The organism is Qipengyuania mesophila (genome assembly GCF_019711655.1).
In the GTDB taxonomy this organism is placed as follows: Bacteria; Pseudomonadota; Alphaproteobacteria; order Sphingomonadales; family Sphingomonadaceae; genus Qipengyuania; species Qipengyuania mesophila.
Window position 1 is genome coordinate 1 of record NZ_JAIGNU010000004.1, and the last position, 25,623, is coordinate 25,623.

The 25,623-nt window shown below is 65.3% G+C and carries 27 protein-coding genes and 2 tRNA genes; 9 read left to right on the forward strand and 20 right to left on the reverse strand.

Annotation, left to right across the window (positions count from 1 at the left end; genetic code table 11):
- Positions 1–2: 2 nt before the first annotated feature.
- From K3181_RS14175 to recJ, 3 genes are all read right to left on the reverse strand, one after another.
- Positions 3–74, reverse strand: a tRNA-Glu gene (locus K3181_RS14175).
- Between the two features lie 47 nt (positions 75–121).
- Positions 122–196, reverse strand: a tRNA-Glu gene (locus K3181_RS14180).
- A gap of 84 nt (positions 197–280) precedes the next feature.
- On the reverse strand, positions 281–2,059 hold the full coding sequence (gene recJ / locus K3181_RS14185) for a single-stranded-DNA-specific exonuclease RecJ (RefSeq protein ID WP_221603784.1): 1,779 nt from the start codon (positions 2,057–2,059) through the stop codon (positions 281–283).
- Between the two features lie 79 nt (positions 2,060–2,138).
- On the opposite strand from recJ, the gene K3181_RS14190 reads away from it, so the two are divergent.
- The 3 genes from K3181_RS14190 to K3181_RS14200 all read left to right on the forward strand — a co-directional run bounded on the left by K3181_RS14190 (position 2,139) and on the right by K3181_RS14200 (position 4,062).
- On the forward strand, positions 2,139–2,624 hold the full coding sequence (locus K3181_RS14190; protein WP_221603785.1) for a flavodoxin family protein: 486 nt from the start codon (positions 2,139–2,141) through the stop codon (positions 2,622–2,624).
- A 146-nt stretch (positions 2,625–2,770) separates the two neighbouring features.
- Entirely contained in the window at positions 2,771–3,523 is a 753-nt protein-coding gene (locus tag K3181_RS14195; RefSeq protein WP_221603786.1) for a hypothetical protein, read from the forward strand.
- 50 nt (positions 3,524–3,573) lie between these two features.
- On the forward strand, positions 3,574–4,062 hold the full coding sequence (locus K3181_RS14200; protein ID WP_221603787.1) for an AHH domain-containing protein: 489 nt from the start codon (positions 3,574–3,576) through the stop codon (positions 4,060–4,062).
- Here the strand turns inward: K3181_RS14200 and K3181_RS14205 are convergent.
- Both K3181_RS14205 and K3181_RS14210 read right to left on the reverse strand, forming a co-directional pair.
- On the reverse strand, positions 4,059–5,027 hold the full coding sequence (locus tag K3181_RS14205; RefSeq protein WP_221603788.1) for an NAD(P)H-dependent flavin oxidoreductase: 969 nt from the start codon (positions 5,025–5,027) through the stop codon (positions 4,059–4,061). The genes K3181_RS14200 and K3181_RS14205 overlap by 4 nt on opposite strands.
- 82 nt (positions 5,028–5,109) lie before the next feature.
- Positions 5,110–6,159 (reverse strand): amidohydrolase family protein, encoded by a 1,050-nt coding sequence (locus tag K3181_RS14210; RefSeq protein ID WP_221603789.1) that lies wholly within the window; start codon positions 6,157–6,159, stop codon positions 5,110–5,112.
- 315 nt (positions 6,160–6,474) lie between these two features.
- Between K3181_RS14210 and K3181_RS14215 the strand changes: the two genes are divergently transcribed.
- The gene (locus tag K3181_RS14215) at positions 6,475–8,289 is read left to right on the forward strand and encodes a sensor domain-containing diguanylate cyclase (protein WP_221603790.1); all 1,815 of its coding nucleotides are present in this window, start codon (positions 6,475–6,477) and stop codon (positions 8,287–8,289) included.
- Here K3181_RS14215 and leuA read toward each other — a convergent pair.
- A complete protein-coding gene (gene leuA / locus K3181_RS14220; RefSeq protein ID WP_221603791.1) occupies positions 8,286–9,968 on the reverse strand; it encodes a 2-isopropylmalate synthase in 1,683 nt (560 codons plus the stop codon). The genes K3181_RS14215 and leuA overlap by 4 nt on opposite strands.
- Positions 9,969–10,193: 225 nt before the next feature.
- Here leuA and K3181_RS14225 point away from each other — a divergent pair, with 225 nt between their 5' ends.
- Entirely contained in the window at positions 10,194–10,616 is a 423-nt protein-coding gene (locus tag K3181_RS14225) for a PaaI family thioesterase (protein ID WP_221603792.1), read from the forward strand.
- A 2-nt stretch (positions 10,617–10,618) separates the two neighbouring features.
- Positions 10,619–11,746, forward strand: coding sequence for an epoxide hydrolase family protein (locus K3181_RS14230; protein ID WP_221603793.1), 1,128 nt, complete (start codon positions 10,619–10,621; stop codon positions 11,744–11,746).
- On the opposite strand, the gene K3181_RS14235 is transcribed toward K3181_RS14230, so the two are convergent.
- From K3181_RS14235 to miaA, 8 genes are all read right to left on the reverse strand, one after another.
- On the reverse strand, positions 11,743–12,891 hold the full coding sequence (locus K3181_RS14235) for an alpha-hydroxy acid oxidase (RefSeq protein ID WP_221603794.1): 1,149 nt from the start codon (positions 12,889–12,891) through the stop codon (positions 11,743–11,745). The genes K3181_RS14230 and K3181_RS14235 overlap by 4 nt on opposite strands.
- Positions 12,888–13,448, reverse strand: a complete 561-nt coding sequence (locus K3181_RS14240; protein ID WP_345725514.1) for a DUF6151 family protein — start codon at positions 13,446–13,448, stop codon at positions 12,888–12,890. Before K3181_RS14240 ends, K3181_RS14235 begins: the two co-directional genes overlap by 4 nt.
- Before the next feature lie 23 nt (positions 13,449–13,471).
- Positions 13,472–13,822, reverse strand: a complete 351-nt coding sequence (locus K3181_RS14245) for a DUF2200 domain-containing protein (RefSeq protein WP_221603796.1) — start codon at positions 13,820–13,822, stop codon at positions 13,472–13,474.
- Between the two features lie 13 nt (positions 13,823–13,835).
- Positions 13,836–14,870, reverse strand: a complete 1,035-nt coding sequence (ilvC, locus tag K3181_RS14250) for a ketol-acid reductoisomerase (RefSeq protein ID WP_221603797.1) — start codon at positions 14,868–14,870, stop codon at positions 13,836–13,838.
- 108 nt (positions 14,871–14,978) lie between these two features.
- Positions 14,979–15,494 carry an acetolactate synthase small subunit gene (gene ilvN, locus K3181_RS14255; protein ID WP_221603798.1) on the reverse strand — a complete coding sequence of 172 codons (516 nt, stop codon included), beginning with the start codon at positions 15,492–15,494 and terminating at the stop codon, positions 14,979–14,981.
- Positions 15,491–15,790, reverse strand: coding sequence for a hypothetical protein (locus K3181_RS14260; RefSeq protein WP_221603799.1), 300 nt, complete (start codon positions 15,788–15,790; stop codon positions 15,491–15,493). The genes ilvN and K3181_RS14260 overlap by 4 nt, the downstream gene beginning before the upstream one ends.
- Positions 15,790–17,541: a biosynthetic-type acetolactate synthase large subunit gene (gene ilvB, locus K3181_RS14265; RefSeq protein WP_221603800.1), complete on the reverse strand. Its 1,752-nt coding sequence runs from the start codon at positions 17,539–17,541 to the stop codon at positions 15,790–15,792. Before ilvB ends, K3181_RS14260 begins: the two co-directional genes overlap by 1 nt.
- A gap of 107 nt (positions 17,542–17,648) precedes the next feature.
- Positions 17,649–18,602 carry a tRNA (adenosine(37)-N6)-dimethylallyltransferase MiaA gene (gene miaA, locus K3181_RS14270; RefSeq protein ID WP_221603801.1) on the reverse strand — a complete coding sequence of 318 codons (954 nt, stop codon included), beginning with the start codon at positions 18,600–18,602 and terminating at the stop codon, positions 17,649–17,651.
- Between miaA and serB the strand changes: the two genes are divergently transcribed.
- Together serB and K3181_RS14280 are read left to right on the forward strand one after the other, a co-directional pair.
- The gene (serB, locus tag K3181_RS14275; protein ID WP_345725515.1) at positions 18,595–19,488 is read left to right on the forward strand and encodes a phosphoserine phosphatase SerB; all 894 of its coding nucleotides are present in this window, start codon (positions 18,595–18,597) and stop codon (positions 19,486–19,488) included. The genes miaA and serB overlap by 8 nt on opposite strands.
- Before the next feature lie 69 nt (positions 19,489–19,557).
- Entirely contained in the window at positions 19,558–20,394 is an 837-nt protein-coding gene (locus K3181_RS14280; RefSeq protein WP_221603802.1) for a Coq4 family protein, read from the forward strand.
- Positions 20,395–20,396: 2 nt separating this feature from the next.
- On the opposite strand, the gene K3181_RS14285 is transcribed toward K3181_RS14280, so the two are convergent.
- The 6 genes from K3181_RS14285 to K3181_RS14310 form a co-directional block, all read right to left on the reverse strand.
- Complete coding sequence (locus K3181_RS14285; protein ID WP_221603803.1) at positions 20,397–21,068, reverse strand: nitroreductase family protein; 672 nt, start codon at positions 21,066–21,068, stop codon at positions 20,397–20,399.
- Positions 21,069–21,095: 27 nt separating this feature from the next.
- Positions 21,096–21,473: an argininosuccinate lyase gene (locus K3181_RS14290; RefSeq protein WP_221603804.1), complete on the reverse strand. Its 378-nt coding sequence runs from the start codon at positions 21,471–21,473 to the stop codon at positions 21,096–21,098.
- Between the two features lie 77 nt (positions 21,474–21,550).
- Positions 21,551–21,958 (reverse strand): DUF3052 domain-containing protein, encoded by a 408-nt coding sequence (locus K3181_RS14295; RefSeq protein ID WP_221603805.1) that lies wholly within the window; start codon positions 21,956–21,958, stop codon positions 21,551–21,553.
- Positions 21,959–21,961: 3 nt separating this feature from the next.
- Positions 21,962–24,208 carry a phosphoribosylformylglycinamidine synthase subunit PurL gene (gene purL / locus K3181_RS14300; protein ID WP_221603806.1) on the reverse strand — a complete coding sequence of 749 codons (2,247 nt, stop codon included), beginning with the start codon at positions 24,206–24,208 and terminating at the stop codon, positions 21,962–21,964.
- 10 nt (positions 24,209–24,218) lie between these two features.
- Entirely contained in the window at positions 24,219–24,899 is a 681-nt protein-coding gene (locus tag K3181_RS14305) for a metal-dependent hydrolase (protein ID WP_221603807.1), read from the reverse strand.
- Between the two features lie 3 nt (positions 24,900–24,902).
- A complete protein-coding gene (locus K3181_RS14310) occupies positions 24,903–25,298 on the reverse strand; it encodes a DUF2177 family protein (protein ID WP_221603808.1) in 396 nt (131 codons plus the stop codon).
- A 64-nt stretch (positions 25,299–25,362) separates the two neighbouring features.
- On the opposite strand from K3181_RS14310, the gene K3181_RS14315 reads away from it, so the two are divergent.
- Positions 25,363–25,620, forward strand: coding sequence for an exodeoxyribonuclease VII small subunit (locus K3181_RS14315; RefSeq protein WP_221603809.1), 258 nt, complete (start codon positions 25,363–25,365; stop codon positions 25,618–25,620).
- Positions 25,621–25,623: the final 3 nt, after the last annotated feature.

Below are 25,623 nucleotides of genomic sequence, written 5' to 3' on the forward strand. Positions count from 1 at the left end.
GGTGACCCGTACGGGAATCGAACCCGTGTTTCAGCCGTGAAAGGGCCGCGTCCTAACCGCTAGACGAACGGGCCACAGCCGTGGCACTTTTGTGCGGATTGCAAATGCAATACCGCCACCGTGGTGACCCGTACGGGAATCGAACCCGTGTTTCAGCCGTGAAAGGGCCGCGTCCTAACCGCTAGACGAACGGGCCACACCCGCTGAGCGGGTCGGTGGCGTGGCGGGCCAATTAGGCGTGGGGCTGCGAGGCGTCAAGCCTCGAATGCACGCAATTTCGTCAATCGGCCCAAGCGGCGTCTTCGAGGTGCAACTCCGCCTGCGGGCGGCTGCCCCAATCGTCGATCTTCACGCGTCCGGCGAGCCACAGCCGGCGGCCGCGCGCGCCGTGCAGCAAGGCCTGGCCCATGTCGCTCTCCGCGGCGCGGAAGGCGATGCCCTTGAAGCTCTTGCCGTCGTCGCCCGCAGCGATCAGCCGGACGTGGTCGGTGCCGACGATATCGCATTTGACCAGCCGTACGGGGCCGACTGCCACGCGCGGTCCGGGCCAGCCGACGCCGTAGGGGCCGGCGCCTTCGAGCGATTCGACCAGTTCTGGCGTCAGACCGCCCGGCGCGACCGCCAGGTCGAGCGCCATCTCACGGCCTGCCGAGGCGCGCGCGACCTGCGCTTCGAGCGTCGTGTCGAGCCATTCGGCGAGGTCTTCGATCCGCTCGCTCGCGACGGTCAGGCCCGCCGCCATGGCGTGGCCGCCGCCCGCGACGAGCAGGCCCTCGTCGCGCGCACGGATGATCGCGGCACCAAGATCGACGCCGGCGATCGAACGTCCCGAGCCCTTGCCGGTCTCGCCGTCGAGCGCGACGACAAGCGAGGGCTTGCCGGTCTTCTCCTTGATCCGTCCGGCGACGATGCCGATGACGCCCGGGTGCCAGCCTTCGCCGGCGAGCAGATGCACCGCGCGGTTGTGCTGCGCGGCGAGCTGCTCCTCCGCGGCTTCCTGCACCTCCGCTTCGATCGCGCGGCGTTCCTCGTTGAGCGCGGAAAGCTGCGCCGCGATCTCGCGGGCCTCCTCCGGGTCCTGCGTGGTCAGCAGGCGGACGCCGAGCGTCGATTCGCCGACCCGTCCGCCGGCATTTATCCGCGGTCCGAGCGCGAATCCGAGATCGGAACAGGCGGGCGCGCGCTTCAGGCGGCTCGCATCGATCAGCGCGGCCATGCCGATACTCTCACGCCGGGCCATGACCTTGAGCCCCTGCGCCACGAAGGCCCGGTTGAGCCCGTGGAGCGCGGCGACATCGGCCACCGTCCCCAGCGCCACGACATCGAGCAGTGCGAGCAGGTCGGGTTCCTTGCGCCTTTCGAAATAGCCGCGCTCGCGCAGCGTGCGAACGAGCGCGATCGCGAGCAGGAAGGCGACCCCGACCGCGGCGAGATGGCCGTGCGATGCGGCTTCGTCCTCCTCGTCGAGGCGGTTGGGATTGACCAGCGCCACGGTCTTGGGAAGCTCGGCAGCGCATTTGTGGTGATCGACCACGATCACGTCGATTCCGGCATCATGCGCCATGGCCAGCGCCTCGTGCGCCATCGCCCCGCAGTCGACCGTCACGATCAGGCTCGAGCCCTGTTCGCCGAGCCTGACGAGCGCCTCGCCCGAAGGGCCATAGCCTTCGAGCAATCGATCGGGGATATAGTAGCCAGCCTCGACCCCGAGATCGCGCAGCAGGCGGATCAGCAGTGCCGAGCTGGTCGCACCATCGACGTCATAATCGCCGTAGATGGTGATCGTCTCGCCTGCGATGACCGCTTGCGCGATGCGGTCGGCGGCAGCGTCCATATCGCGGAACAGCGAAGGGTCGGGGAGGAAATTTCGCAGCGTCGGCCTGCGGTGGCGCTCGATATCATCGGGCGCGACGCCGCGCGACAGCAGCAGCTGGCGGACGATGTCGTCGCCGAGCGCCTGGCCGTTGCCGAGTTCCATATTGCCGCCGCGCCAGCGCCAGGCGCGCCCGGTGAGCGACTGCGAAACGCCGAAGACGTGCGAGAGGGCCTGCGATGCCATGGGGCCACCATAGACTCTGGCTGTGGGCGGTGAAAGTTGCGCCGATTGACAATCGACAGGCGTGGCCGATGCTGGAGGCATGTCCACGGGCCCACTCCTGATCGTCTGGCATAGTCGCACCGGGGCGAGCGAGCAACTGGCCGCCGCCGCCGCCGAGGGCGCGGGATCAGGCGCTCGCCTGCTGCGCGCCGGTGAAACCACGCCCGACGATTTGCTCGCTGCCGGCGGGTACTTGTTTTGCTGTCCCGAGAACCTCGCCAGCATGAGCGGCGAGATGAAGGAGATGTTCGACCGCTGCTATTACCCCGTGCTCGGGCGGATCGAGGGCCGGCCCTATGCCTCGGCGATCGCCGCCGGGTCGGACGGCGAGGGGGCGCAGCGGCAGATCGACCGGATTGCGACGGGCTGGCGCCTGAAACGCGTGACCGATCCGTGGATCGTCATGATGCACGCGCAGGAACCGGCGGAAATCCTCGCCGCAAAGACCATCGACGGCGACGATCGCGAAAAGGCGAGCGAACTCGGCGCGGCGCTGGCCGAAGGTATCGCCCAAGGGATATTCTAGTATTGCCTCCGATTTCGAGCGAAGAGCCCGCTATGGCTCGACGCGCCCGTGCATTGCCGCCAGATATGATGGTCTGGAGGATGGCGGACAGGGTGACGGTACAAGGACGAAGCGGCGCACAGGTGAGACCGGCTCGGTCCGGCCTGATGCTGGTATTCGATCGCGGTGCGAGGCCAGATCGCACAGCGGTGGCGACGGCGCTTGCCGCCATTCCCCGCGTTGCGATCAGCCACGACCCGGCGACACTTGCCGGTCCTACGCATGCCGCCAGTCCCTTGGCGGCGCCCGAAGACATGACACGGTGGCTCGAACTTCTGGTCGACGGGCTGACCGTCGATCTGGTCGGGTTGGCTCCCGGACCCGCCTTGGACGAGCCCGATGTCGCCTATCGCTACAACTGCGAAATCGGCGAGCCAGGTGGTAGGGAGGCAGTCGGTTTGTTTCCCGGTCCGCATATCGCAGCGGGAGCAAGCAGCATGCCGATCCTGCGCACGCTCCTCGGTCTCGGTGCGGATCTTGCGGATACGCTCGATGGGCTTCGAGCAGTGTGCTGGGGACCGGCGCGTTCTGCGATCGCGCCACAATTCTTCGTTCGGACCATCAGGGCATGGCTGGACGACGGGCCGTTTCCCGCGCTTGGCCTTCTCGGCCTGCATTTCGACGAGGGCGGCACGCTGACTAGCGAGGGCCTAGCCTTCTTCACGGGCTACGAGCTGGCGGTCGATCCCGCACTGACCGCCGACCGCGCGGCGGCCATGCGCCTAACGGTGCGGGTGGTGCACGAACTGGTTGGGGCGGAGCTGCCCGAGGTGCGTCACGAATTCGTGACCGACGAGGGTTTGCCGCTTGCGCTCGAACCCGATCCTTCCGCGCGGCTGATCAGGATCGGGCCTCTCTAGGCGGCGTGGGCGAGGGGGGACTTCCTGCGGCCTGCGGGGATCGGCCCCGATTGCCATTCCGAGCGGTCAACCGGCGCGGGACGCCGCAGCACGACCCAGCGCTCCAGCGCCACCATCTCCTGCCGCGGCAATTGCTCGGGCAGCCTTGTTTCGGCTTGCTGTTCGACGCACTTGGCCGGGAAAGGATCGGTTTCGACGACTTTCGCCGCAATGGCCTGCTTCTGCCCGCTCGTGAGGAGGCGGCGCGGCGGCTAGCCCTGCCGCTGCATCGCGGTCCGCATCGCGCCTACAACCAGATGGTCATCGATCGCGTCGGTCGGATCGAACGGCAGTGGTCGCGCCAGAGCCTTGCCCAGCCGCGCCATGCGGCCGAAACCGCGCTGATGCGCCTGGCGCTGCTTCAGCGGGCTTTGCGCCAGCGGTTGATCGACGAGCGCCAGCCGTTGCGGCTCAGTCGCAAGGACCCGCTCGGACAGGGGATGGACTTCTCGGAGCTCGACGCCATGGCGGAATTCCTCTGGGGCGCGACCTCCGCCTAGGCGATGGCCTTGGCCAGCGCTTCCTTCGCCGCGACATATTCGCGCTCGAGCCGGGCAACGGTGGCTTCGACCGGCGCGGTCTCGGTCACCGTGCCGATGCCCTGGCCCGAACCCCAGATGTCCTTCCACGCCTTGGCCTTGGTGTTGCCGCCGCTGCCGAAGTTCATCTTGCTCGGATCGCTGACCGGCAGATTGTCGGGATCGAGCCCGGCGCCCTCGATGCTCGACCGCAGGTAATTGCCGTGCACGCCGGTGAAGAGGTTGGTGTAGACGATACCGTCTGCGCGGCCTTCGACGATCGCCTGCTTGTAGCGTTCGTCGGCATTGGCCTCGGTCGCCGCGATCCAGGGCGAACCGATATAGGCGAAGTCCGCCCCCAGTGCCTGCGCCGCGAGGATCGAGCGACCGTGCGCAATTGAGCCCGACAGCGCGACCAGCCCGTCGAACCAGCTGCGGATTTCCTGCATCAGAGCGAAGGGGCTGAGCACGCCGGCATGACCGCCGGCACCCGCGGCGACAGGGATGAGGCCCGTTGCGCCCTTTTCGATCGCCTTGTGCGCGAAGCGGTCGTTGATCACATCGTGCAGGGTGATGCCGCCCCAGGAATCGACGGCTTGGAAGATGTCCTCGCGTGCGCCGAGCGAGGTGATCACCATCGGCACCTGCCACTTGGCGCAAGTGCCCATGTCGGCCTCGAGCCGGTCGTTCGACTTGTGGACGATCTGGTTGACCGCATAGGGCGCCGCAGGGCGATCGGGATTGTTGCGATTGTGCGCCGCCAGTTCCTCGGTGATCTGGTGGAGCCACTCGTCGAGCTGGCTCTGCGGACGCGCGTTGAGCGCGGGGAAGCTGCCGACGATGCCCGCCTTGCACTGCGCGATGACCAGCTCGGGCCCGGAGACGATGAACAGCGGCGAGCCGATGACCGGCAGGCGCAGTCGGTCGAAAGGGGCGGGCAGGGGCATGCGGCAATCTCCGTTGCGTTTCGAAACCGGTGGAGGCTTATGGGGGCAGGGGCGGCTTGTCGAGCGTGACGTTACGTAACGCTCAGCCGGTCGAAAGCAGGTGCTCGATGTCGTAGATCCGCGCGGCCGTGCCGGCGAACAACGCGTGTTTTTCGTCCGCGCTGTGCCCCGAGGCGAGCCGCTTGAAAGCGTTCCACAGCACGGGGTAGCTCGCGCCCCAGCGATCGACCGGATAGTTCGATTCGAACATCGCGCGGTCGGCTCCGAAAGCCTCGATGCAGGTTTCCACATAGGGCCGCCACAGGCCTGCCAGGTGCTCCGATCCCATGCCCTTGGCCGGGCCTTCCGCGGGCAGTCCGCAGAAGGCCATGGCCAGGCCGCCGAGTTTGACCGCGACATTGGGGCATTCGGCGATGGCATGGATCGACCGGCGCCAAGTATCGAAGCGCTCGTGCAGCCGACCGCAATAGCTGGCGATGCCCAGCGGCGTCCCGCAATGGTCGAGCACGATCTGCTGGTCGGGGAAAGCCTTGGCGAGATCGAGCACGTCGCCGAGTTGCGGCTCGAGCAGCCAGGCGTCGAAGCTCAGGCCGTACTCGGCATAGGCGGCAAAGCCGGCGCGGAACGCGTCCGAACCATAGAGTCCTTCGGGCGCATGAAAGGGAGGACCGAGCACTTCGGGATCGGCATCCCAGGCCGCGGCATGACGAATGCCCTTGAACCGTCCGTTGCCCGCTGCAACCAGCGCTTCGACCACCGGCCTCACCGCATCGCCGAGCGTCAGATCGGCATGGCCGACGATCGCGGCGCAGGGGCGATAGTCGCCATAGAGTCCGCTCGCCCCCTGCGCGGCGACGCCATTGACGAATTCGACCTCGCCCACCGGCTTCATCGCCTCGTCGCGGCCGGCGTCGTAGAAGGCGCCGCACTCCATGAACACCGTGCCGACTACCTTGTGGCCCGAATGCGTGTCGGCGTGGAGCGCGTCAAAGGTGTAGTAGGAGGCGCCCGCGATCGCCTCGAGGAAATCGTGGCGCGGTTCGGGAAAGGAAGGCAGCAGCGGGCGCAGGTCCCACAAATGATGGTGCGGGTCGATGATCGGCAGATCGGGTTCGAGAATTTCTTCGGTCATCGGCGGCGCTCTCCCTTCGCTCCTTCAACGCGATTCCGGCCTGTGTGACCGGATGCGGCGATGGAACACGGGGAGGGCATGGCTGACAAGGTTAATCTCGCGGCGGGGGCCCGCCATTTCGGAAGGTCTGTTCCGAACATCCTGAAATACCGCCGAAATCCCACTGCTCCGACGACGTGGCGGCACGGCTTGGCGTCGCGTCGGGCGACGGCCTTTCCAAAATCCTAATGGTCACCTAAGTAGCTGCACGGAGGCGATTTCCCGACTCCCGTTAACCTTGCCGAGGTACCTGTTTACCACGAAACGGGGAGTCCAATGACGCATCCAATGTGGCGCATTGCCACCTATGGCGCAGTATTTTTCGGCGTCACCTCCTTTACTATCTTCTGGACGCGCTTCGCCGGCGGGCTGGCGCTCGTCTGGCTGGGATCCGCGATCGGCGCCGCGCTGTTTCTCGCGCTCCCACGTGCGCGCCATCCGCTCGCTGCAGCGATCCTGATAGCCCTCAGCACGCTTGCGACGAGCCTGTTCGGGTTCGGTCCCACCTGGGCTTTTCCGCTCGCATTGGTCAATATCTTCGAAGCCTGGTTCATCGCCTGGCTGCTGGTGCGGTTCCGGCCTGAGCGCGACTATGTAGACAGCGCCGCCGGCATCGTTAGCCTCGGTTTTTTTGCTGGGCTCATAGGGCCGGCTACCGCCGCAATTCCGGGTGCCATCATCGTAAGCCAGATCGTCGGCGGGAATTTGGCGACTCACGCCCTGTCGTGGCTGGTCGGTCATGGCCTCGGTACCATGCTGGCGATGCCGCTCGCGCTGCTGCTGCAATCTTACCGGCGGCTCAATTTTGCGCCCTTGCGCGAAGCCGGTCGCACATTGCCCTTTGCGGGCTTGATGCTGCTGAGCATCGGCATCTCTGCTATCGCATTTTTTCAGTCGACCTTCCCGTCGCTCTTCTTCCCGGTGGTTCCGCTGGTGCTCGCCAGCTTCCGCTTCGGACGGTTCGGAGCTTCGGTCGTTGTGCTTCTGATCTCGATGGCGGCAGCGGCTTCGCTCGGCATGGAGATTGGAGTTTTCGCCGAACTCGAGATTCCCCTGTGGCAAAAGGCCCTGTTCGTACAGTTCTACCTAGCCACGCTGTTGCTCATCTCTCTGCCCCTGGCCGTGGCGCTCAAGCAGCGACAGCGCTTTCTCGAGGAACTAATCGATCGCGAAGCCATGCAGCGGCTGATCGCCGACCATTCGGACGATGCATTGCTGCACCTCGATCAGCACGGGACAATTCGCTTTGCGTCTCCTGCGTCCGCGCGCCTGAGCGGCCGGGAAAGCACCGACGGCATGCATCTCGGCGCATTCTTCAGCGATTTCGACAAGCAAGTGGTGTCGGATGCGCTGGACGCCGCTGCCGAATCCCCCGGACGTACAGAGATCGTCGAGCGTTCGGTGGAACGCGATGGCAAGACGAAGTGGCTCGAAGCCAAGCTCCGGGCGATCGAATCCTCGAAACAACAAACCTCGGCCTACGTCGTCACCATCCGCGACGTGACCGATCGCAAGCTCGAAGAAATACAGGCTTCGTTCGAAGCGCGCACCGATGCCCTGACCGGCCTGCCGAACCGTCGAGCCTTCCTCGACGAGTTGGAAGGAAGGCTCGACGTGGCCGAGAAGCAACCCTTCGCCTTTGCCCTGATCGATCTCGATCACTTCAAGCGCGTCAATGATGCCTACGGTCACTCGGTGGGCGATTCCGTCCTCAAGGAGGTCGCCGAAATCATGCGCGACAGCACCAATCAGGACTGCTTCTTCGCCCGGCTCGGCGGGGAAGAGTTCGGGATGATTGCGGTCGGCCCCGCGCTGGAATCCTCGGCGATCATTTCCGAACGGCTGCGGCGCACCATCCAGCAGCATGCCATGACCGACGTCAATGGCGGGAGTTTCTCGGTCACGGCGAGCATCGGCATTGCGGTCATCGGCGAACGCTGTAGCACGTCGATGGCCATGCAGGCGGCCGATGGCCCGCTCTATTCGGCCAAAGCCTCGGGCCGCAATTGCGTTCGTCACGCCCAGGATCTGAAGCGGTTTGCCCAGATCGACGAGCCGCCGCGGAATAAGCCCATCGCTGCCGCCAACTAGGTCTTCTCGAAGGCCGAATTTGCGGCGCTCAACACCGCCCGGACGCTGGCCGTGGCGATGTCTTCGTCGATCCCGCAGCCCCAGATCGTCCGGCTATCCACTGTACGGCATTCGAGATAGGCAGCGGCGCGGCTGTCACGGCCGGTGGTCAGCGCGTGCTCGGTGTAGTCGACCACTTCGAGACTGAGCCCGAATGCATTCTCGAGGGTCGTCAGCACGCTGGAGATCAACCCGTTGCCGCGTCCCGAGACGGTCTGTTCCTGGCCGTCGACTGCGATGGTTCCGGTGAACAGGCGCGTGCCGTCGCTGGCGCGGCGCTCCTCGTAATCGACCAGCTGGAAATGCTTGGGGTGCGTCTGGACGTGGTAGGCGCTCTTGAAGGCGCTCCAGATGTCCGCAGCGTTGAGTTCGCGGCCGAGCTCGTCGGCCATTCGCTGGACGTGAGGACTGAAATCGGCCTGCATCTTCTTGGGCAGCTTGAGCCCCTGGTCCTGTTCGAGCACCCAGGCGAAGCCGCCTTTGCCCGACTGCGAATTGACGCGGATGACCGCTTCGTAACTGCGCCCCAGATCAGCGGGATCGATTGGCAGGTAGGGTACGCGCCAGTGCGGATCGTTCTGCGTCTCGAGCGCAGCAAAGCCCTTCTTGATCGCATCCTGGTGGCTACCCGAAAAGGCGGTGTAGACCAGCTCGCCGCCATAGGGATGGCGCTGGTGTACGGGCAGTTCGTTGCAGAACTCCACCGTCTCGATGACGCGGTCGATGTCAGAGAAGTCGAGCCGTGGATCGACCCCTTGCGTGTACATGTTGAGCGCCATGGTCACCAGGCAGCAATTGCCGGTGCGTTCGCCATTGCCGAACAGGCAGCCCTCTACCCGGTCGGCGCCCGCCATCAGCGCCAGCTCCGCGGCCGCCACTCCGGTGCCGCGGTCGTTGTGGGTGTGGAGGCTGATCACCGCGCTCTCGCGGTTGGGCAGGTTGCGGATGAAATATTCGACCTGGTCGGCGTAGATATTGGGCGTCGCCGCCTCGACCGTGGCAGGCAGGTTGAGGATGATCGGATGCTCGGGCGTGGGCGCGAGCACTTCCATCACCGCCTCGCAAACCTCGAGTGAGAAATCGAGTTCGGCGGTCGAGAAGGTCTCCGGCGAATACTGGAAATGCCAGTCGGTGCCGGGCTGCTTGCCCGCCTCATCGCGCATGACCTTGGCGCCGTGGACCGCGATATCGCGCACCTGATCCCGCGTCATGCCGAATACGACCTCGCGCCAGGCGGGGCTCACCGCATTGTAGAGGTGGACGATCGCCGCCCGCGCGCCGGTGAGGCTGGCGAAGCTGGTGCGGATGAGGTCTTCGCGGCTCTGGGTGAGCACCTGCACCAGCACGTCGTCGGGCACGCGGCCCGATTGCACGAGGCCGGAGATGAAATCGAACTCGGTAGCGCCCGCGCTGGGAAAGCCGACTTCGATTTCCTTCACGCCCACTTCGACGAGCAGGTCGAAGAAGCGGGTCTTCTTGTGCGCATCCATCGGATCGACGATCGCTTGGTTGCCATCGCGCAAGTCCGTCGAAAGCCAGCGCGGCGGCGCGGTGATGGTGCGCGTGGGCCATTGCCGGTCGCTCAAGGGGACCTGCGGAAAGGGCGAATATTTGCTGCTCGGGTCGCGGAGCATGGGCATCGGAACTCTCGGGTCTTGCGAAGGTCTGGGTTGGAAATCGGTCCCTTGGGCGCTCAGCGCACCCGTGCAGGCACGCCAGCTATCACGCCCAAGGGCGTGTAAGTCGCAGGATAAGGCCGAGCTCTTTGTGCATGACGCTTGCTATGCTGGCCCGGCGCAGGGTTGTAAAGCAAAACAGTCTTGGGCATCGCGAGAAATTATATTTCACGTTCGACGGGAGAAAGCATGGCTGACGGGCATTCGCTGTATGAAACGATGGGACTGGTGCGGATCGTTTCGACCGATCCCGAAGGCCGCGCCAGCCTCGAATACGAGGCGAAGCGCGAACAGTGCCATTCGGGCGGGGTTGTGCAGGGGGGCTTCATCAGCGGGTGGATCGATGCCGCGATGGCGCATGCGGCGATGGCCAGGAACGGACAGGGTATCGTACCGATGACGCTGGAGCTGAAGGTCAGCTTCTTTGCGCCGACACGGCCGGGACTGGTGGTTGCCGAAGCCTGGGTCGAGCGCCACGGCAAGCGCACGAGCTTCTACGAGGGGCATTTGAAGGATGCGAACGGGACGGTGCTGGCCAAGGCGACCAGCACGATCCTGCTCGCCGACGTGTCGCGCGTGGTCGAGGCATCGCGAAAGGCGACCGGAGGATAGCGATGGGCGAGATCAGACCGTTCGAACTGGATATTCCCGAAGACGAACTCGTCCGCCTCGCGGACCGGCTCGACCGGACGCGCTGGCCCGAGCAGGAACCGGTCGCCGACTGGTCGCAGGGCACGAGGCTCGCGGCGCTGAAGGAACTCGTCGCCTATTGGCGGATCGAATACGACTGGCGGCGCTGCGAGGCGAAGCTCAACGCAATCGGCCAGCACGTCACCGAGATCGACGGGCTCGATATCCATTTCCTCCACAAGCGCTCTTCGCGCCCGGACGCGCTGCCGCTGGTCATCACGCATGGCTGGCCGGGGTCGGTGGTCGAGTTCCTAGGGATTATCGACGAGCTGGCCGAGCCCTCGGACTCCGAGGCGCTGGCCTTCCATGTCGTCGCGCCCTCGCTGCCTGGGTACGGCTTCTCGCAAAAGCCTTCCTCCACGGGCTGGGGCGTCGAGCGGATCGCGCGCGCATGGGCGGAGCTGATGCAGCGGCTCGGCTATGCGCAATGGGTCGCGCAGGGCGGTGACTGGGGTGCGGCGGTGACCACCGCGATCGGCCAGCTCGCGCCCGCAGGGTGCCGGGGTATCCACCTCAATATGCCGATCGGGCGTCCCGGTCCGGAGGATATGGCGAGCAAGGATCCCAAGGTCCTCAAGGCCCTGCAGGCGCTCGGCTTCTATCAGGAATGGGATTCGGGCTATTCGAAAGAGCAGAGCACGCGGCCGCAGACGATCGGCTACGCGCTGGTGGATTCGCCAGTGGGGCTCGCGGCGTGGATTCTCGAAAAAATCCATTGCTGGACCGACAACGACGGGTCGCCCTGGGATGCGCTGTCGATGGACCAGGTGCTCGACGATATCATGCTCTACTGGCTGCCGGCGACAGGGGCCTCCGCCGCACGGCTCTATTGGGAAAGCTTCGCCAAGTTCGGCGCTGGGACGGTTGCAATCCCGTCCGGAGTGAGCGCGTTCCCGAAGGAGATCCTGCCCGCGCCGCGCGCATGGGTCGAACGGACGCTCACCAATCTGGTCTATTGGAACGACCTCGACAAGGGCGGCCACTTCGCCGCCTGGGAGCAGCCCGAGCTGTTCGTCGGCGAGCTGCGCGCCTGTTTCGCGCGGATGGCCTAGCGCCAGCGCAGGCGGTCGGGTGTGAGCTGGTCGACCGAGGTGACGCCCATAAGCCGCATGCCGCGCTCGATTTCTTCCTTGAGGATGCCGATCGCGCGCTCGACTCCCGGCTGCCCCGCCGCAGCGAGCGCATAGAGGTAAAGTCGACCGCCCGAGGCGGCGGTTGCACCTGCCGCGAGGCTCTTGAGCACATGCGTTCCGCGCCCGACGCCGCCGTCGAGTACGATCTCGATTTCGCCGCCCACCGCGTCGACGATCTCGCGCAACTGGTCAAAGGGCGCGCGGCTGCCGTCCAATTGCCGTCCACCATGGTTCGAGATCCAGATCGCATCGGCCCCGATCTCGACCGCACGGCGCGCATCGGCGGCGCTCATGACGCCCTTCAGCGCGAAGGTTCCGCCCCAGTCCTGCCGGATGCGCGCGGCGGTGTCCCAGTCCATGCCCGTATCAAGCATGGTGTTGAAATAGTCCTGGATGCTGACTGCCTTGCCGGTCCCTTCCTGCACGTGGCCGTCGAGATTGGGCAGGCGGAACTTGGGCCCGAAGACATAGTCGAGCGTCCAGCGCGGCCGCGTCGCGTAGCTCCACAGCGCGCTGGCGGTGAAACGGGGCGGGGTGGTGAAGCCCGACCGCAGGCAGCGTTCGCGCTTGCCCGAAACGATCGTGTCGACCGTCAGCGCGAGCGCATCGAAGCCCGCCGCCTGGCAGCGTTCAATCATGCTGGCGTTGAGTCCCTTGTCCTTGTGGACGTAGAGCTGGAACAGTTTCGGGCCGCTCGTCAGCGCGGCGATCTCCTCGATCGAATGCGTCGCAAGGCTCGAGATCCCGAACCACACACCGAATTTCTCCGCCGCCTGCGCCACCGCACGCTCGCCATCGCGGTGGAAGGCACGCTGGAGAGCAGTGGGGCTGAGCAGGAGCGGCAGCGCACTCTTGCGGCCCATGATCGTGCAGGAGGTGTCGATCTCCGCCACGCCGGCCAGAACATCGGGCACGAGATCGACTTCGTCGAAGGCGCTGGTGTTGCGCGCCTTGGTGATCTCGTCGTCGGCGGCTCCATCGATGTAGTCGAACACGGGCCAAGGCAGCCGCTGCCGGGCGAGTTTTCGGAAGTCGTCAATATTGTGGCAGTCGGTCAGCCTCATGCGCGCCCCAGAGCGTGTTTTTCCGCCTGCGTCAGCTGGCGTGGTTTTGCGATCGGCTCAAGCGTCTCCGGATCGAACAGGGCGCTGCGGCGACGATCGCCGCTGAGGATATCCTTGATCATGCGCGGGAAGAAGCGGCGCATCAGGCGGTTCATCGATAGCGGCTTGAGACCGCTGGTGTCGCCCGTCGCGTCGCCGATGAAGAGGTGGCCCAGCGGCTCACCGAGGCTTGCCCGCGCTGCCGCGTCGCAATTGGCGAGCAGCGTCGTGACATAAGGGATCCGCCCGTTGCGGTAGGTGTTGAACAGCGGCGTGTCGCAACAGCTCGCGTACCAGCGCAGCGTCGGCCCTTCGGTCATGTGCAGCTCGGCGAGCCTTTCGCGGCCCCGATCGATCCGCATCCGGGCGCAGCGCGACTGGTAGAGCGCGGTCCCGCCATGGGCATCGAGTAGGCGCGCTTCGTGGCCGAAATGGCGGACGAGGTCGCGGCAGTCGGTGCAGTGGCACACGACATAATCGCCCTCGGCAGCGGTTGCCTTCTCGATCTCGCCAGCCACGGCGCCGCATTCGCAGGCAAATCTCACGGCTTGCGCAGGATCTTGGCCATCGGCCTGCCCTTGGCCAGCTCGTCGATCAGCTTGTCGAGATAGCGGATCTCGCGCATCAGCGGCTCTTCCACTGTCTCGACCTGGACGCCGCAGACCTTGCCTGTGATGAGCTTGCGGTCGGGGTTCAACGGCGCATCGCCGAAGAACTCGGTGAAAGTGGTGTCCTGATCGACATGGCGGTCGAGGTCGTCCTGAGAGTAGCCGGTGAGCCAGCGGATGATCTCGTCCACCTCCTCGCGCGTGCGGCCCTTCCGCTCCGCCTTGGCGATGTAGGCGCGATGCACGCCCGCGAAGGGCATGGCGTAGATGCGGTGTCCGGCCATGCCCTTCGAGCTATCAGTTCCGATCCTTGTCGACCAGCTTGTTGGCACCGATCCAGGGCATCATCGCGCGGAGCTGCGCGCCCGTCCTTTCGATCGGATGCGCGGCGGCGGCCTTGCGGCTGGCCTTGAGTTCGGGCTGGCCCGCCTGGTTGTCGAGCACGAAGTCCTTCACGAAGCGGCCCGACTGGATGTCCTTGAGCACGCGTTTCATCTCGGCCTTGGTCTCCTCGGTGATGATCCGCGGCCCGGTCTTGATGTCGCCGTACTCGGCAGTGTTCGAGATCGAATAGCGCATGTTGGCGATGCCGCCTTCATAGAGCAGGTCGACGATCAGCTTGGTCTCATGGAGGCATTCGAAATAGGCCATTTCGGGCGCGTATCCGGCCTCGACCAGTGTCTCGAAACCGGCCTGGATCAGGTGGGTGATGCCGCCGCACAGCACGGCCTGCTCACCGAAGAGGTCGGTTTCGCACTCTTCCTTGAAGTCGGTTTCGATGATGCCCGAACGCCCGCCACCGACCGCGCTCGCGTAGGACAGGGCGAGCTGCTTGGCATAGCCCTGTCCGCCCGACTGTTCGCTTTCCTGGTGGACGGCGATGAGGCAGGGGACGCCGCCGCCCTTGATGTATTCGCCGCGCACCGTGTGGCCGGGGCCCTTGGGTGCGATCATGATCACGTCGACATCGGCGGGCGGGTCGATCAGGCCGAAGTGGATGTTGAGGCCATGCGCGAAGGCGAGCGCGGTGCCAGGACGCATCTTGCCGGCGACCTCGTTGGCGTAGATCGCGGCCTGGTGTTCGTCGGGCGCGAGGATCATGAGCACGTCGGCCCATTCGGCCGCCTCGGAGACGGTCTTCACGGTAAAGCCCGCGCTTTCCGCCTTCTTGGCGCTGGCCGAGCCTGGGCGAAGTGCGATGGCGATCTCGCCGACGCCGCTGTCGCGCAGGTTCTGAGCGTGAGCATGGCCCTGACTGCCATAGCCGACAATGGCGACCTTCTTGTCCTTGATCAGCCCGGTGTCGCAATCGGCATCGTAGTAAACTTGCATTGTCTTCCCTCGCGTCGCCCCCGCGAAGGCAGGGGCCCAGATAAGGTCGCACATTGGCGATATGTTGGTTAGGCTCCTGCCTTCGCAGGAGCGACGAAAATCTCAAAGTCAGTCGGACGCGGTCCCGCGCATCATGCCGACGATCCCCGAGCGGCCGACCTCGACGAGGCCGAGCTCGCGCATCAGGGCGATGAAACTGTCGATCTTTTCCGGCGCGCCGGTCAGTTCGAAGACGAAACTCTGCGTGGTGGTGTCGACCACATTCGCGCGGAACAGTTCGGCGATGCGCAGCGACTCGACGCGGTTGTCCCCCTTGCCAGCAACCTTCACCAGCGCCAGCTCGCGTTCGACATGCGCGCCCTCCTCGGTCAGGTCGATGACCTTGTGCACCGGCACGAGGCGTTCGAGCTGCGCGCGGATCTGGTCGATCACCGGTTCGGGGCCCTTGGTGACAATGGTGATCCGGCTGATCGCATGGTCTTCCGAAATGTCGGCCACGGTCAGGCTGTCGATATTGTAGCCGCGCGCGGTGAACATGCCGGTGATCTTGGCGAGGATGCCCGGTTCGTTGTCGACGATGACATTGAGGACGTGCCGTTCGCTGGCCTGCTGGGCGATCTTCACGGAGTCCGCTCCTGCCACACCGGCTCGAACATGCGCCCGTCGCCATCGTAGTCGCGCAGGAAATCGCGCCCGCGCCGAACCGCCTCGAAATTGTCGGTCTGGCGGCTCAGGTCGAGCCGGTCGGGTAGCAGCGTCCAGACCTCGTCGTCCTGCTTCTCGGCGACTTCCATGCCGATGAAACGATGGCCATCTTCCTCGAGCCAGTCGAGCACCTGTTCGGCATCGCTGCGACTGAACCAGCGGCGCCGTTCCGCGCGCTCGGAAAATTCGGTCGGGATCGCGCTATGCATGCCCATCACACCAGTGCCTTCGCTTCGTCGTCCATCGTCCCCTCGACCAGGTCGCCGTAGAGCAGCATGTCGGTATGCGCCGCTCCGCTGGGGATCATCGGGAAACAGTTCGCTTCCTTCGCCACCTGGCAATCGACCATCACCGGTCCGTCATGCGCGAGCATGGCTTCGATCCCGGCATCGAGCTGGCTTTCGTCTTCGATCCGGATGCCCTTCCAGCCATAGGCTTCGGCAAGCTTCACGAAGTCCGGCAAGGAATCGCTGTAACTGTTTGAATAACGGCTTTCATAGGTCAGCTCCTGCCACTGGCGAACCATGCCCATATATTCGTTGTTGAGGATGAAGACCTTGACCGGCAGGCGGTACTGGCTCGCCGTCCCCAGTTCCTGGATGTTCATCTGGATGCTGGCTTCGCCTGCGATGTCGATCACCAGCCGACCGGGATTACCGAGCTGCGCGCCGATCGCCGCGGGAAGGCCGTAACCCATGGTGCCGAGGCCGCCGCTGGTGAGCCACCGGTTGGGCGCAGAGAAGCCGAAATATTGCGCCGCCCACATCTGGTGCTGGCCGACTTCGGTGGTGATGATGGGATCGCGGTCCTGCGTCAGCGCGAAGAGACGTTCGATGCTCTTCTGTGGCATGATCAAGTCGCTTCCGCGGTCGGGATAGGCGAGGCAATCGCGTGCCTTCCAGCCGAGGATACGCGCCTTCCATTCGGAGAGGTCCTGTGGCTTGCGACCGCCCCAGCATTCGAGCAGCTGGTCGAGCACATGCGCGCAGTCGCCGACGATGCCGAGATCGACGGGGACGATCTTGTTGATGCTCGCCCGGTCGATGTCGATGTGGACCTTCTTTGCTTCGGGCGCGAAGGCATCGAGCCGTCCGGTAACCCGGTCGTCGAACCGCGCACCCACTGCGATGATGAGGTCGGCGCGGTTCATCGCCATATTGGCTTCGTAGGTGCCGTGCATGCCGAGCATGCCGAGCCAGTCGGGATGGTCGGCCGGGAAAGCGCCGAGGCCCATCAGCGTGCTGGTGACCGGGGCGCCGGTGGCGTGCTGCAGTCTGCGCAACAGCTCGGAAGCGCGGGGCCCGGCATTGATCACCCCGCCGCCGGTATAGAACACTGGGCGCTCGGCTGCGGCGAGCATGGCCACGGTCTCGGCGATCTCGTCGGCCGCGCCGACCATACGCGGCTGGTAGCGATGCGAGGGGAGGGGCCTGTCGTCCTGCGCGTCCCAGCTCGCGAGCGCGATCTGCACATCCTTGGGGATGTCGACAACCACCGGGCCGGGGCGACCGGTGGTGGCTATGCGAAAAGCCTCCTCGATCGTTGCGCCGAGGCGCTCGGGGTCCTTCACGAGGTAATTGTGCTTGGTACAGTGACGCGTCAGACCGACCGTATCGGCTTCCTGGAAGGCGTCGGTGCCGATCAGCGCGGTCGGCACCTGCCCGGTAATCACCACCAGCGGGATCGAATCCATATAGGCGTCGGCGATGCCGGTGACCGCATTGGTCGCGCCGGGGCCGCTGGTGACGAGCACCACGCCGGGCTTGCCGGTCGATCGGGCATAGCCTTCGGCGGCATGCGCCGCACCGGCTTCGTGGCGCACGAGGATGTGGCGGATTTCTTTGTCGGCAAAGAGCTCGTCATAGATCGGCAGCACTGCGCCGCCGGGATATCCGAAGACGAATTCGACATCCTGCCGCTTGAGGCATTCGATCAGGATTGCAGCGCCGCTGCGCTCGGTACTCACACCAACCTCCGACCCGTTCGGGGCTCTGAAAGACACAAATCGGCCCGGCGCTGGGGTCTGGAGCGCCGGGCCGACTGGTTCGGAAATAGGCATTGTGAATTACGCGGTCAAGCGTTGTGGTGAAATAAAGAAACAAAATAATCGCACTCACCGATAGATTTGTTATCAACGCGTGGCCAGTCATCGGGGGGCTGGTTGCGGAACCAGGTATATTGCCGCTTGGCATATTGCCGGGTCGCGGTCTGGCCCGCGGCGATGGTCTCGTCGCGCGACATCTCGCCGCGAAGCAGGGCCGCGACCTCGGGTACGCCGATCGCACGCATGACCGGAAGTGTGGGGTCGAGATCGCGCGCGATCAGAGCCTCGACCTCCTCCAGCGCGCCTTTGTCGAGCATGATCTCGAAACGCAGGTCACAGCGTGCGTAGAGCCATTCGCGCTCGGGCAGCAGAACCAGCGGGTGGAGCGCGATCTTGGAAGCAATTCCACCCGTCTGCCGGTCCTGCCAGTGGACCATGGGCTTGCCGGTCGAGCGGACCACCTCGAGCGCGCGCGCCATGCGCTGAACGTCGCGCGGGCCGAGCCGGCCGGCAGCCTCGAAATCTTCTTCCAGCAGGCATTCGCGCAGTTCTTCGGCGGAAAGAGCGCGCACCGCCTGGCGTATCTCGGGATCGATCGCTGGGATGGGGGATATCCCGTCGAGCAGCGTACGCATGTAAAGTCCCGTCCCGCCGCACAGGATCGGCACGCCATCGCGAGCGTGGACCTCGGCGATGGCGCGCTTGGCCGCGTCGGCCCAGTCGGCGGCGGAGCATGCTTCGACTCCGTCCCATGTGCCGAACAGCCGGTGCTCGACCCCGCGCATCTCTTCTTCACTCGGCCGCGCGGAGAGCACGCGCAGGTCGCGGTACACCTGCTGGCTGTCGGCGTTGATCACCACGCCAAGCCGACCATCACCGGCAAGCCTCTTCGCAAGGCGCACAGCGAGATCGCTCTTGCCGCTCGCGGTCGGCCCTGCAATGAGCGCGACCGGCTTATTTTCGGGAGATTTCCTGGTGCTCATTGCCCGGCTGATAGCAGACATGGACGCGGTGGAAACACGCCTCGAAGCCGCCATGGCCGCTGCATCGCAAGCGGACATGCCCGTGGCCATGGCGGGGATGCTCGATTTCTGCAGCGACGTGCTCCAGCTCTCGCTCCCGCACGGCGACCGGGCGGGCCTCTCCGCCATCCTCGACGAAAATTTCGGCGACTGCGACCTGCTGATCGCGGATCACGCGATCGAGGTGCCCCGACTCTTCGTCTCGGACATGGATTCAACCATGATAGGGCAGGAATGCATCGACGAGCTCGCCGATTTCGCGGGAATCAAGGAGCAGGTCGCAGCGATCACCGAACGCGCGATGCTCGGCGAGCTCGACTTCGAAAGCGCGCTCAAGGAGCGCGTCGGGTTGCTCGAAGGGCTCGAGGAGGAGGCGATCGACCGCTGCCTGAGCGAGCGAATCCGCCCCGTCGACGGCGCACGGACGCTTGTCGCGACGTTGCGCAGCAAGGGCTGCCGCACCGTGCTCGTGACCGGCGGTTTCCATCATTTCGCCGACCCGGTTGCCGAATCGCTGGGCTTCGAGCGCGTGGTGGGCAATCGCCTCGCCGTCGCCGGCGGCAAGCTGACCGGTGGGCTCGCAGGACCGGTCAGCGACGCTTCGACCAAGCTCGCCACGCTGGTCGAGGAGCGCGACAGCCTGGGCGAGGGCGCGCGGGTGCTGGCGACCGGCGACGGGGCCAACGACATCCCGATGATGGAGGCGGCCGATTACGGCATCGCCTATCGCGCCAAGCCCAAGGCGCGCGCGGCGGCCGCCGGGCGCATCGCGGGCCGTGACCTGACCGCCGTGCTCAAGCTGTTCGGCATCCCGCAAAGCGAATGGGTCGAGGACTTCCCCGGCTGACGGCTTGGCGCGCATTTCCAATTGCGCGATGTCGGTTTCTGTTAAAGACTGACGTCTATGAGCAAAAGCATGGCTAGCAGCGCACCCGCCCTCTCCGGTTCCGACACCGCCCGCGACGGGACCCCGCTGCGCCATCCGCGGCGCCCCAAGGCGCGCTACCGCCCGCTGACCGCGCTCAAGCACTTCCGCGAGCTGCTCAAGGACAAGGAAAACACCGCCGAGGTCTTCAAGATCTACGACGCCCTTCCCTCGGGCAAATTCATTCCCCGCGTGCGCGCGCTGACTCTGAGCCAGCACGGCGAGGCGCTGCGCGCGAGCGAGCCTTTCCTCCCGACGATCCTCGACGATCACACGGCACTGCGCCGCCTGCCCGAAGGCTCGGTGGGGCATGCCTATTGCGATTTCATGGAACGCGAAGGGCTGTCCGCCGCGGGCTTGGTCGAGGAGTTCGCCAAGGCCGGCCGACCGACCTACGACGATCTCATCCAGTGGTTCGGGTTCCGCCAGCGCGATACCCACGACCTGATGCATGTGCTGACCGGCTACGGCCGCGATGCGCTGGGCGAGCAATGCGTGCTGCTGTTCACCCACGGACAGTCGCCGAGCCAGGGCCACCTGCTGCTCGGCTATGCCGGTTCGCTCCATCTCAAGAAGCTGGTCAGGAGCGAGGCGCCGGTGATGAAGGCGGTGCGCCAGGCACATCGCACCGGCAAGGCTTGCCCGCCGCTGGTCGGCCTGTCGGTCCGCGAGCTCCTCGCCAAGGACCTGCAGCAGGCCCGCGCCGAGCTGAACATTCCCGAGCCGCACTGGTATCGCGAATGCCACCGCGTCTGGCGCGAGGAGGGGATCGACCCCTACGACCTGCTCGCGCCACGCGCCGACACGGAGATGGCTGCGGCCGCCTGAGGTCAGAGCCAGCTGGCGATCTGCTCCAGCGGCTTCTTGTTCAGCGCATGGGCCGGCACCGTCGCATCATCTGCTGGGTGCCCGACTACGACGACCATCAGCGGCTTTTCGTGATCGGGTCTTCCGCAGATTTCGCGCAGGAAGCCCATCGGCGAGGGCGTGTGGGTCAGCGTTGCCAGGCCCGCCTCGTGGAGCGTCGCGATCAGGAGCCCGCAGGCGATTCCGACGCTCTCGGTGACATAGTAATTCTGCGTCTTGCCATCCTCGGCGATCCCGCCCTTGCGCTGGGCGAAGACCACGATCAGCCAGGGCGCGGTCTCGAGGAAGGACTTGTCCTCGTCGGTGCCGAGCGGGGCGAGCGCTTCGAGCCATTCCGCGCTCGCCTTGCCAGCGTAGAAACTGCGTTCTTCCTCCTCGGCCGCCTCGCGGATCGCGCGCTTCTTCTCGGGTGAGGCAACGACCGCGAAATGCCAGGGCTGGTGGTTGGCGCCATTGGGTGCGGTGCCCGCAGCCTCGATTGCCGCCTCGATCACTTCGCGCGGCACCCGCTTGTCGGAGAAATATCGGCAGGTACGGCGCTCCTTCAGCCGGTCTCGCATCTCCTGAGCCAGGGCAATGCTCATGGCTTCCGGGATGCTGGGGAGCGAATAGGGGACGGTCTCGTGGTCGCGCATGAGACCGTCCCTAACGCATGCGGGCCTTCAATGCGACGCGGTCAGGTGGGTATCTCCGGTGCGCGCATTGTAGAACAGTTCGAAGTGCCAATCCTCGCACAGGTCGAGCCCGTCCCAGATGGCCTCCTCGCCATCGTCATAGACGACCTTGAGGTCCCAATCGCAGGTGTTCTCGGAGCGCCTGAAATCCACCTCGAATTCCTGCCCGTCCTCGAGCACGTCCCAGTCGAGCACATCCTCTTCCCAGCTGCGCGAGGATGCGGGCGAAATGTAGATTTCGGAAATCGTGTAGCCGGTCGAGTTCACAAGCGTGATGTTCTCGTACATTTGCGCGATGGCCGCGCTCGTGGCGCCGACTGCTAACGCCGCGCCCGCGCAAAGCTTCAGCCATATCCGATTGGTCATGTCGACATCTCCCCCGCCGATGAGCGACCCGGGCCGATCCTAGGTGCCAATCGCGGGGGCGGAAAGACGAATTCGGATCAGCGCAATTCCTTGCGGATGACCAGCTTCAAGCCCGACCAGACGTCGTCCACCGCGCAGACCTTGGTATCGACGAGGCCGAGCGGGAGGCAGACCTCGCGGATCGTGTCCTCGGTGATATCGGTCGGGACCTTCGACGCCTTCTTGGGCCAGCTGACCCACACATGCCCGTCGCGTGCCATCGTTTCGCGCAAAGCCGCGAGTTTCGCTTCCATCGCGCTTCGCTCGGTCACGAAGATATGCGCAGCATCGGGCCGCTCTTCAGGGCCGGCGACGAAGATCAGTTCGAGCGCATATTCGCCGATCTCGTCCTGCACGCTTTCGGGCATGGCATCGAACCACACGCGCTGACCGTCGCGCAGGCTGAGCTTCTTGGCCAACGGAGTGGCGGAATATCCCGCCGCCACTGTTCAGGCCTCCATCCACTCGGCGAAGAAGCTGCGGTGCGCGGCGCGCATCGCTTCTACCGTGTTGCCGAACAGCGTGTCGCCTCCGGTCTTGCCGATCCGGCGGAAACCGATCGAGGCCGTCTCGTCGTTCTCGGTACCCTTGGCAAGCGCCTCGTTGAGCGCCTGCGTGTCGGGAACGGTCACCACGTAGCGCCCCTGATCTTCGCCGAACCACCATGCGGCCTTCGAGTATTCCTCGTTCCACTCGACTTCGGCGCCGATACCGCCAGCCATTGCCATTTCGGCGAGTGCCATGGCCAGACCGCCGTCGGAGACGTCATGGACCGCGCTGACGAGACCGTCGGCAATGAGCTGCAGTACGATCTTGCCCGCGTTCTTTTCGACCGTGAGATCGGTCGGCGGAGTGCGGCCCTCGTCGCGGCCATGGATTTCCGAAAGCCACAACGACTTGCCGAGGTGCGAGCGCTCGGGATCCGCCGTTGCCCATTCTTCGGCGTGGATGAGATAGATCGCTTCGCCTTCGGCCTTGAACGGCATGGTCATCATGTGATCGTAGTCGTCGATCAGGCCCACGCCGCCGATGGCCGGTGTGGGCAGGATGGCACTGCCGCCGCCGGTCGCCTTGCTCTCGTTGTAAAGGCTGACGTTGCCGCTCACGATCGGGAAATCGAGCACCTTGCACGCACGGCCCATGCCCTCGAGCGCATGGACGAACTGGCTCATGATTTCGGGCCGCTGCGGATTGCCGAAATTGAGGCAGTTGGTCACCGCCAGCGGCCGCGCGCCGACCGCGCAGAGATTGCGATAGGCTTCGGCGATCGCCTGCTTGCCGCCTTCATAGGGATCGGCATGGACATAGCGCGGCGTGCAGTCGGTGCTGATCGCCAGCGCCTTCTTCGTGCCGTGGACGCGGACCACGCCCGCATCGCCGCCAGTCTGCAGCGTGTCCGCGCCCACCTGGCTGTCGTACTGCTCCGCAATCCAATTGCGCGAGGACAGATTGGGCGAGGCGAGCAGCTTCATCAGGTCGCCGCCGACATCGTCGGTGTCGGGGCGCTCGGTCATCGGCTTGATGCCCGCCCAGGCGGTGTAGTCTGCCTTCGAGAGGTAGGGGCGGTCGTATTCGGGCGCGTCGGCGGCAAGCGGGCCGAGCGGGATGTCGCAGACAACCTCGCCGTCGAATTCGAGCACCATGTGACGCGTGTCGGTGACTTCGCCGATCACCGCGAAATCGAGCTCCCACTTCTCGAAGATGGCCTGCGCCATCGCTTCCTTGCCGGGCTTCAGCACCATGAGCATGCGCTCCTGGCTTTCGCTCAGCATCATCTCGTAGGGAGTCATGCCCTCTTCACGGCACGGCACCTTGTTCATGTCGAGCCGGATGCCCGCCTTGCCGTTGGTCGCCATTTCGACACTGGAGGAGGTCAGGCCCGCAGCGCCCATGTCCTGGATCGCGACGATCGCGTCGGTCGCCATGAGCTCGAGGCAGGCCTCGATCAGCAGCTTCTCGGTGAAGGGATCGCCGACCTGCACGGTGGGGCGCTTGGCATCGGCGTCTTCCTCGAAGTCGGCAGAGGCCATGGTTGCGCCGTGGATGCCGTCGCGGCCCGTCTTCGAGCCGACATAGACGATCGGATTGCCGACGCCGGTGGCGGCCGAATAGAAGATCTTGTCGGCATCGGCGACGCCGACGGTCATAGCGTTGACCAGGATATTGCCGTCATAGGCGGGGTGGAAATTGGTCTCGCCCGCGACGGTCGGCACGCCGACGCAATTGCCGTAGCCGCCGATTCCCGCGACCACGCCCTGGACGAGGTGCTTCATCTTGGGGTGGTCGGGTCGCCCAAAGCGCAGCGCGTTGGCGTTCGCCACCGGGCGCGCACCCATGGTGAAGACGTCGCGCAGGATCCCGCCCACGCCGGTCGCCGCGCCCTGGTAGGGCTCGATATAGCTCGGATGGTTGTGGCTCTCCATCTTGAAGATGGCGGCCTGGCCGTCACCGATGTCGATCACGCCGGCATTCTCGCCCGGGCCGCAAATCACCCAGGGCGCCTCGGTCGGAAGCTTCTTCAGGTGCAAGCGCGAGCTCTTGTAGCTGCAGTGCTCGGACCACATGACCGAAAAGATGCCCAACTCGACCAGATTGGGCTCGCGACCCAGCGCGTGCAGGACGCGGTCGTACTCTTCGGGGCTGAGGCCGTGCTGTTCGACGACTTCGGGGGTGATCGCGGATTCGACTGTTGCCATGCGCGCGCGCTTAGCGCCGCACGCTCGCTACCGCCAGTCCCACCTTGTTTTTATGCCACCGCGTCGTCTGCACCCAGAAGGCCAGAGCGGTGAGGATGGCGTAGCCGAGCAGGGCCAGCAGATACATGCCCACGCCCGCCTGTTCCGGCTTGGCGCCGAACCAGTCGATCGCCTGGAACAGGAGCAACGCCACGAGCAGGATCAGCGGAGGAACCAGCGGCCCCTTCGTGCGGCGGATGTAGTAGCAATAGGCCAGCAGCACGAGACCGATCTCGAGAGGCATTTCGATCGATGGGTGGTTCCACAGTCCGAAACCATAGCGGGTCTCGCCACCGGCGATGGTCAGGTCTGGACGATGCACGAGCAGGTCGAGCAGCCAGTGGCTCACCACTACGATCGCGCCCCATGTCGCGGCCACGGGATTCCGCGTGACGATCCACACGACCATGCCGAAGCCGAGGGCCCAGAGGGCGCTGGCCAGCAGGCTGTGAGTGTAGGGCATGTAATAGAGGTCTAGCGGGTTCATCGCGGTGATCCCCGGCACCAGTCGCACCTTCTCGATCCCGACGATCGCCAGCGTGAAGAAGACCCAATCGATGAATTGCGCGGCGAAGAAGAATGTGCCCAGCTTCGGCGCCTCGTCGGTGATGCCGCGGGCCGCGAAGGCGGGGGCGAAATGGCCGATGAACATCGCTCAGCCAATCCTCTCTGCAGCGAAGGTCGCCGCACTCGCGGCGATTGCGGTGGCGAAGGCTCCCCAGGCGATATCGGCCAGCGTAACTGTTGTGGACCAGTCGCGCAGGGTCGTCTGGTTGGTGAGGTCGTAGGTCGCATAGCAGATCGCGCCCAGCAGTGCCCCGTTGAGAGCGGCGGCGCCGACCCCGCCCGCGAGACCCGGCCGCACGGCGAACCAGACTATCGCGGCGATATAGGCGGCGTAGAAGGCCAGCGCGGGGACGAGGCGGAACTCGTCCGCCAGCAGCTCACCAAGCCGGGGGCGATAGAAATTGGGCCCGGCCCAGTTCAACCACACAGCGTCGAGCCCGCCGAATACGAGTGCGGCGACCACGACGGCTACAATCCACGTCATATTGCCCGTCCCCCTTTTGGGTTTACTTGACCGCGCGCAGGCGGGCCGTCAATGCTTGCCCGCGATGGCAGAGGAACAGTCACAGATCCCCGAAATGAGCTTCGAGCAGGCGTTGCGCGAGCTCGAAGGCGTGGTCCGCCGGCTCGAAAGCGGCGACGTGCCGCTCGACGAGAGCATCGATCTCTACGAACGCGGCGAAGATCTGCGCAAGGCCTGCCAGGCACGGCTCGATGCAGCGCAGGCGCGGATCGAAAAGATCGTCCAGGGAGCGGACGGCAAGCCTGCGGGCACCGAACCCTTCGACGCGGACAACCCCGCGTGAGCG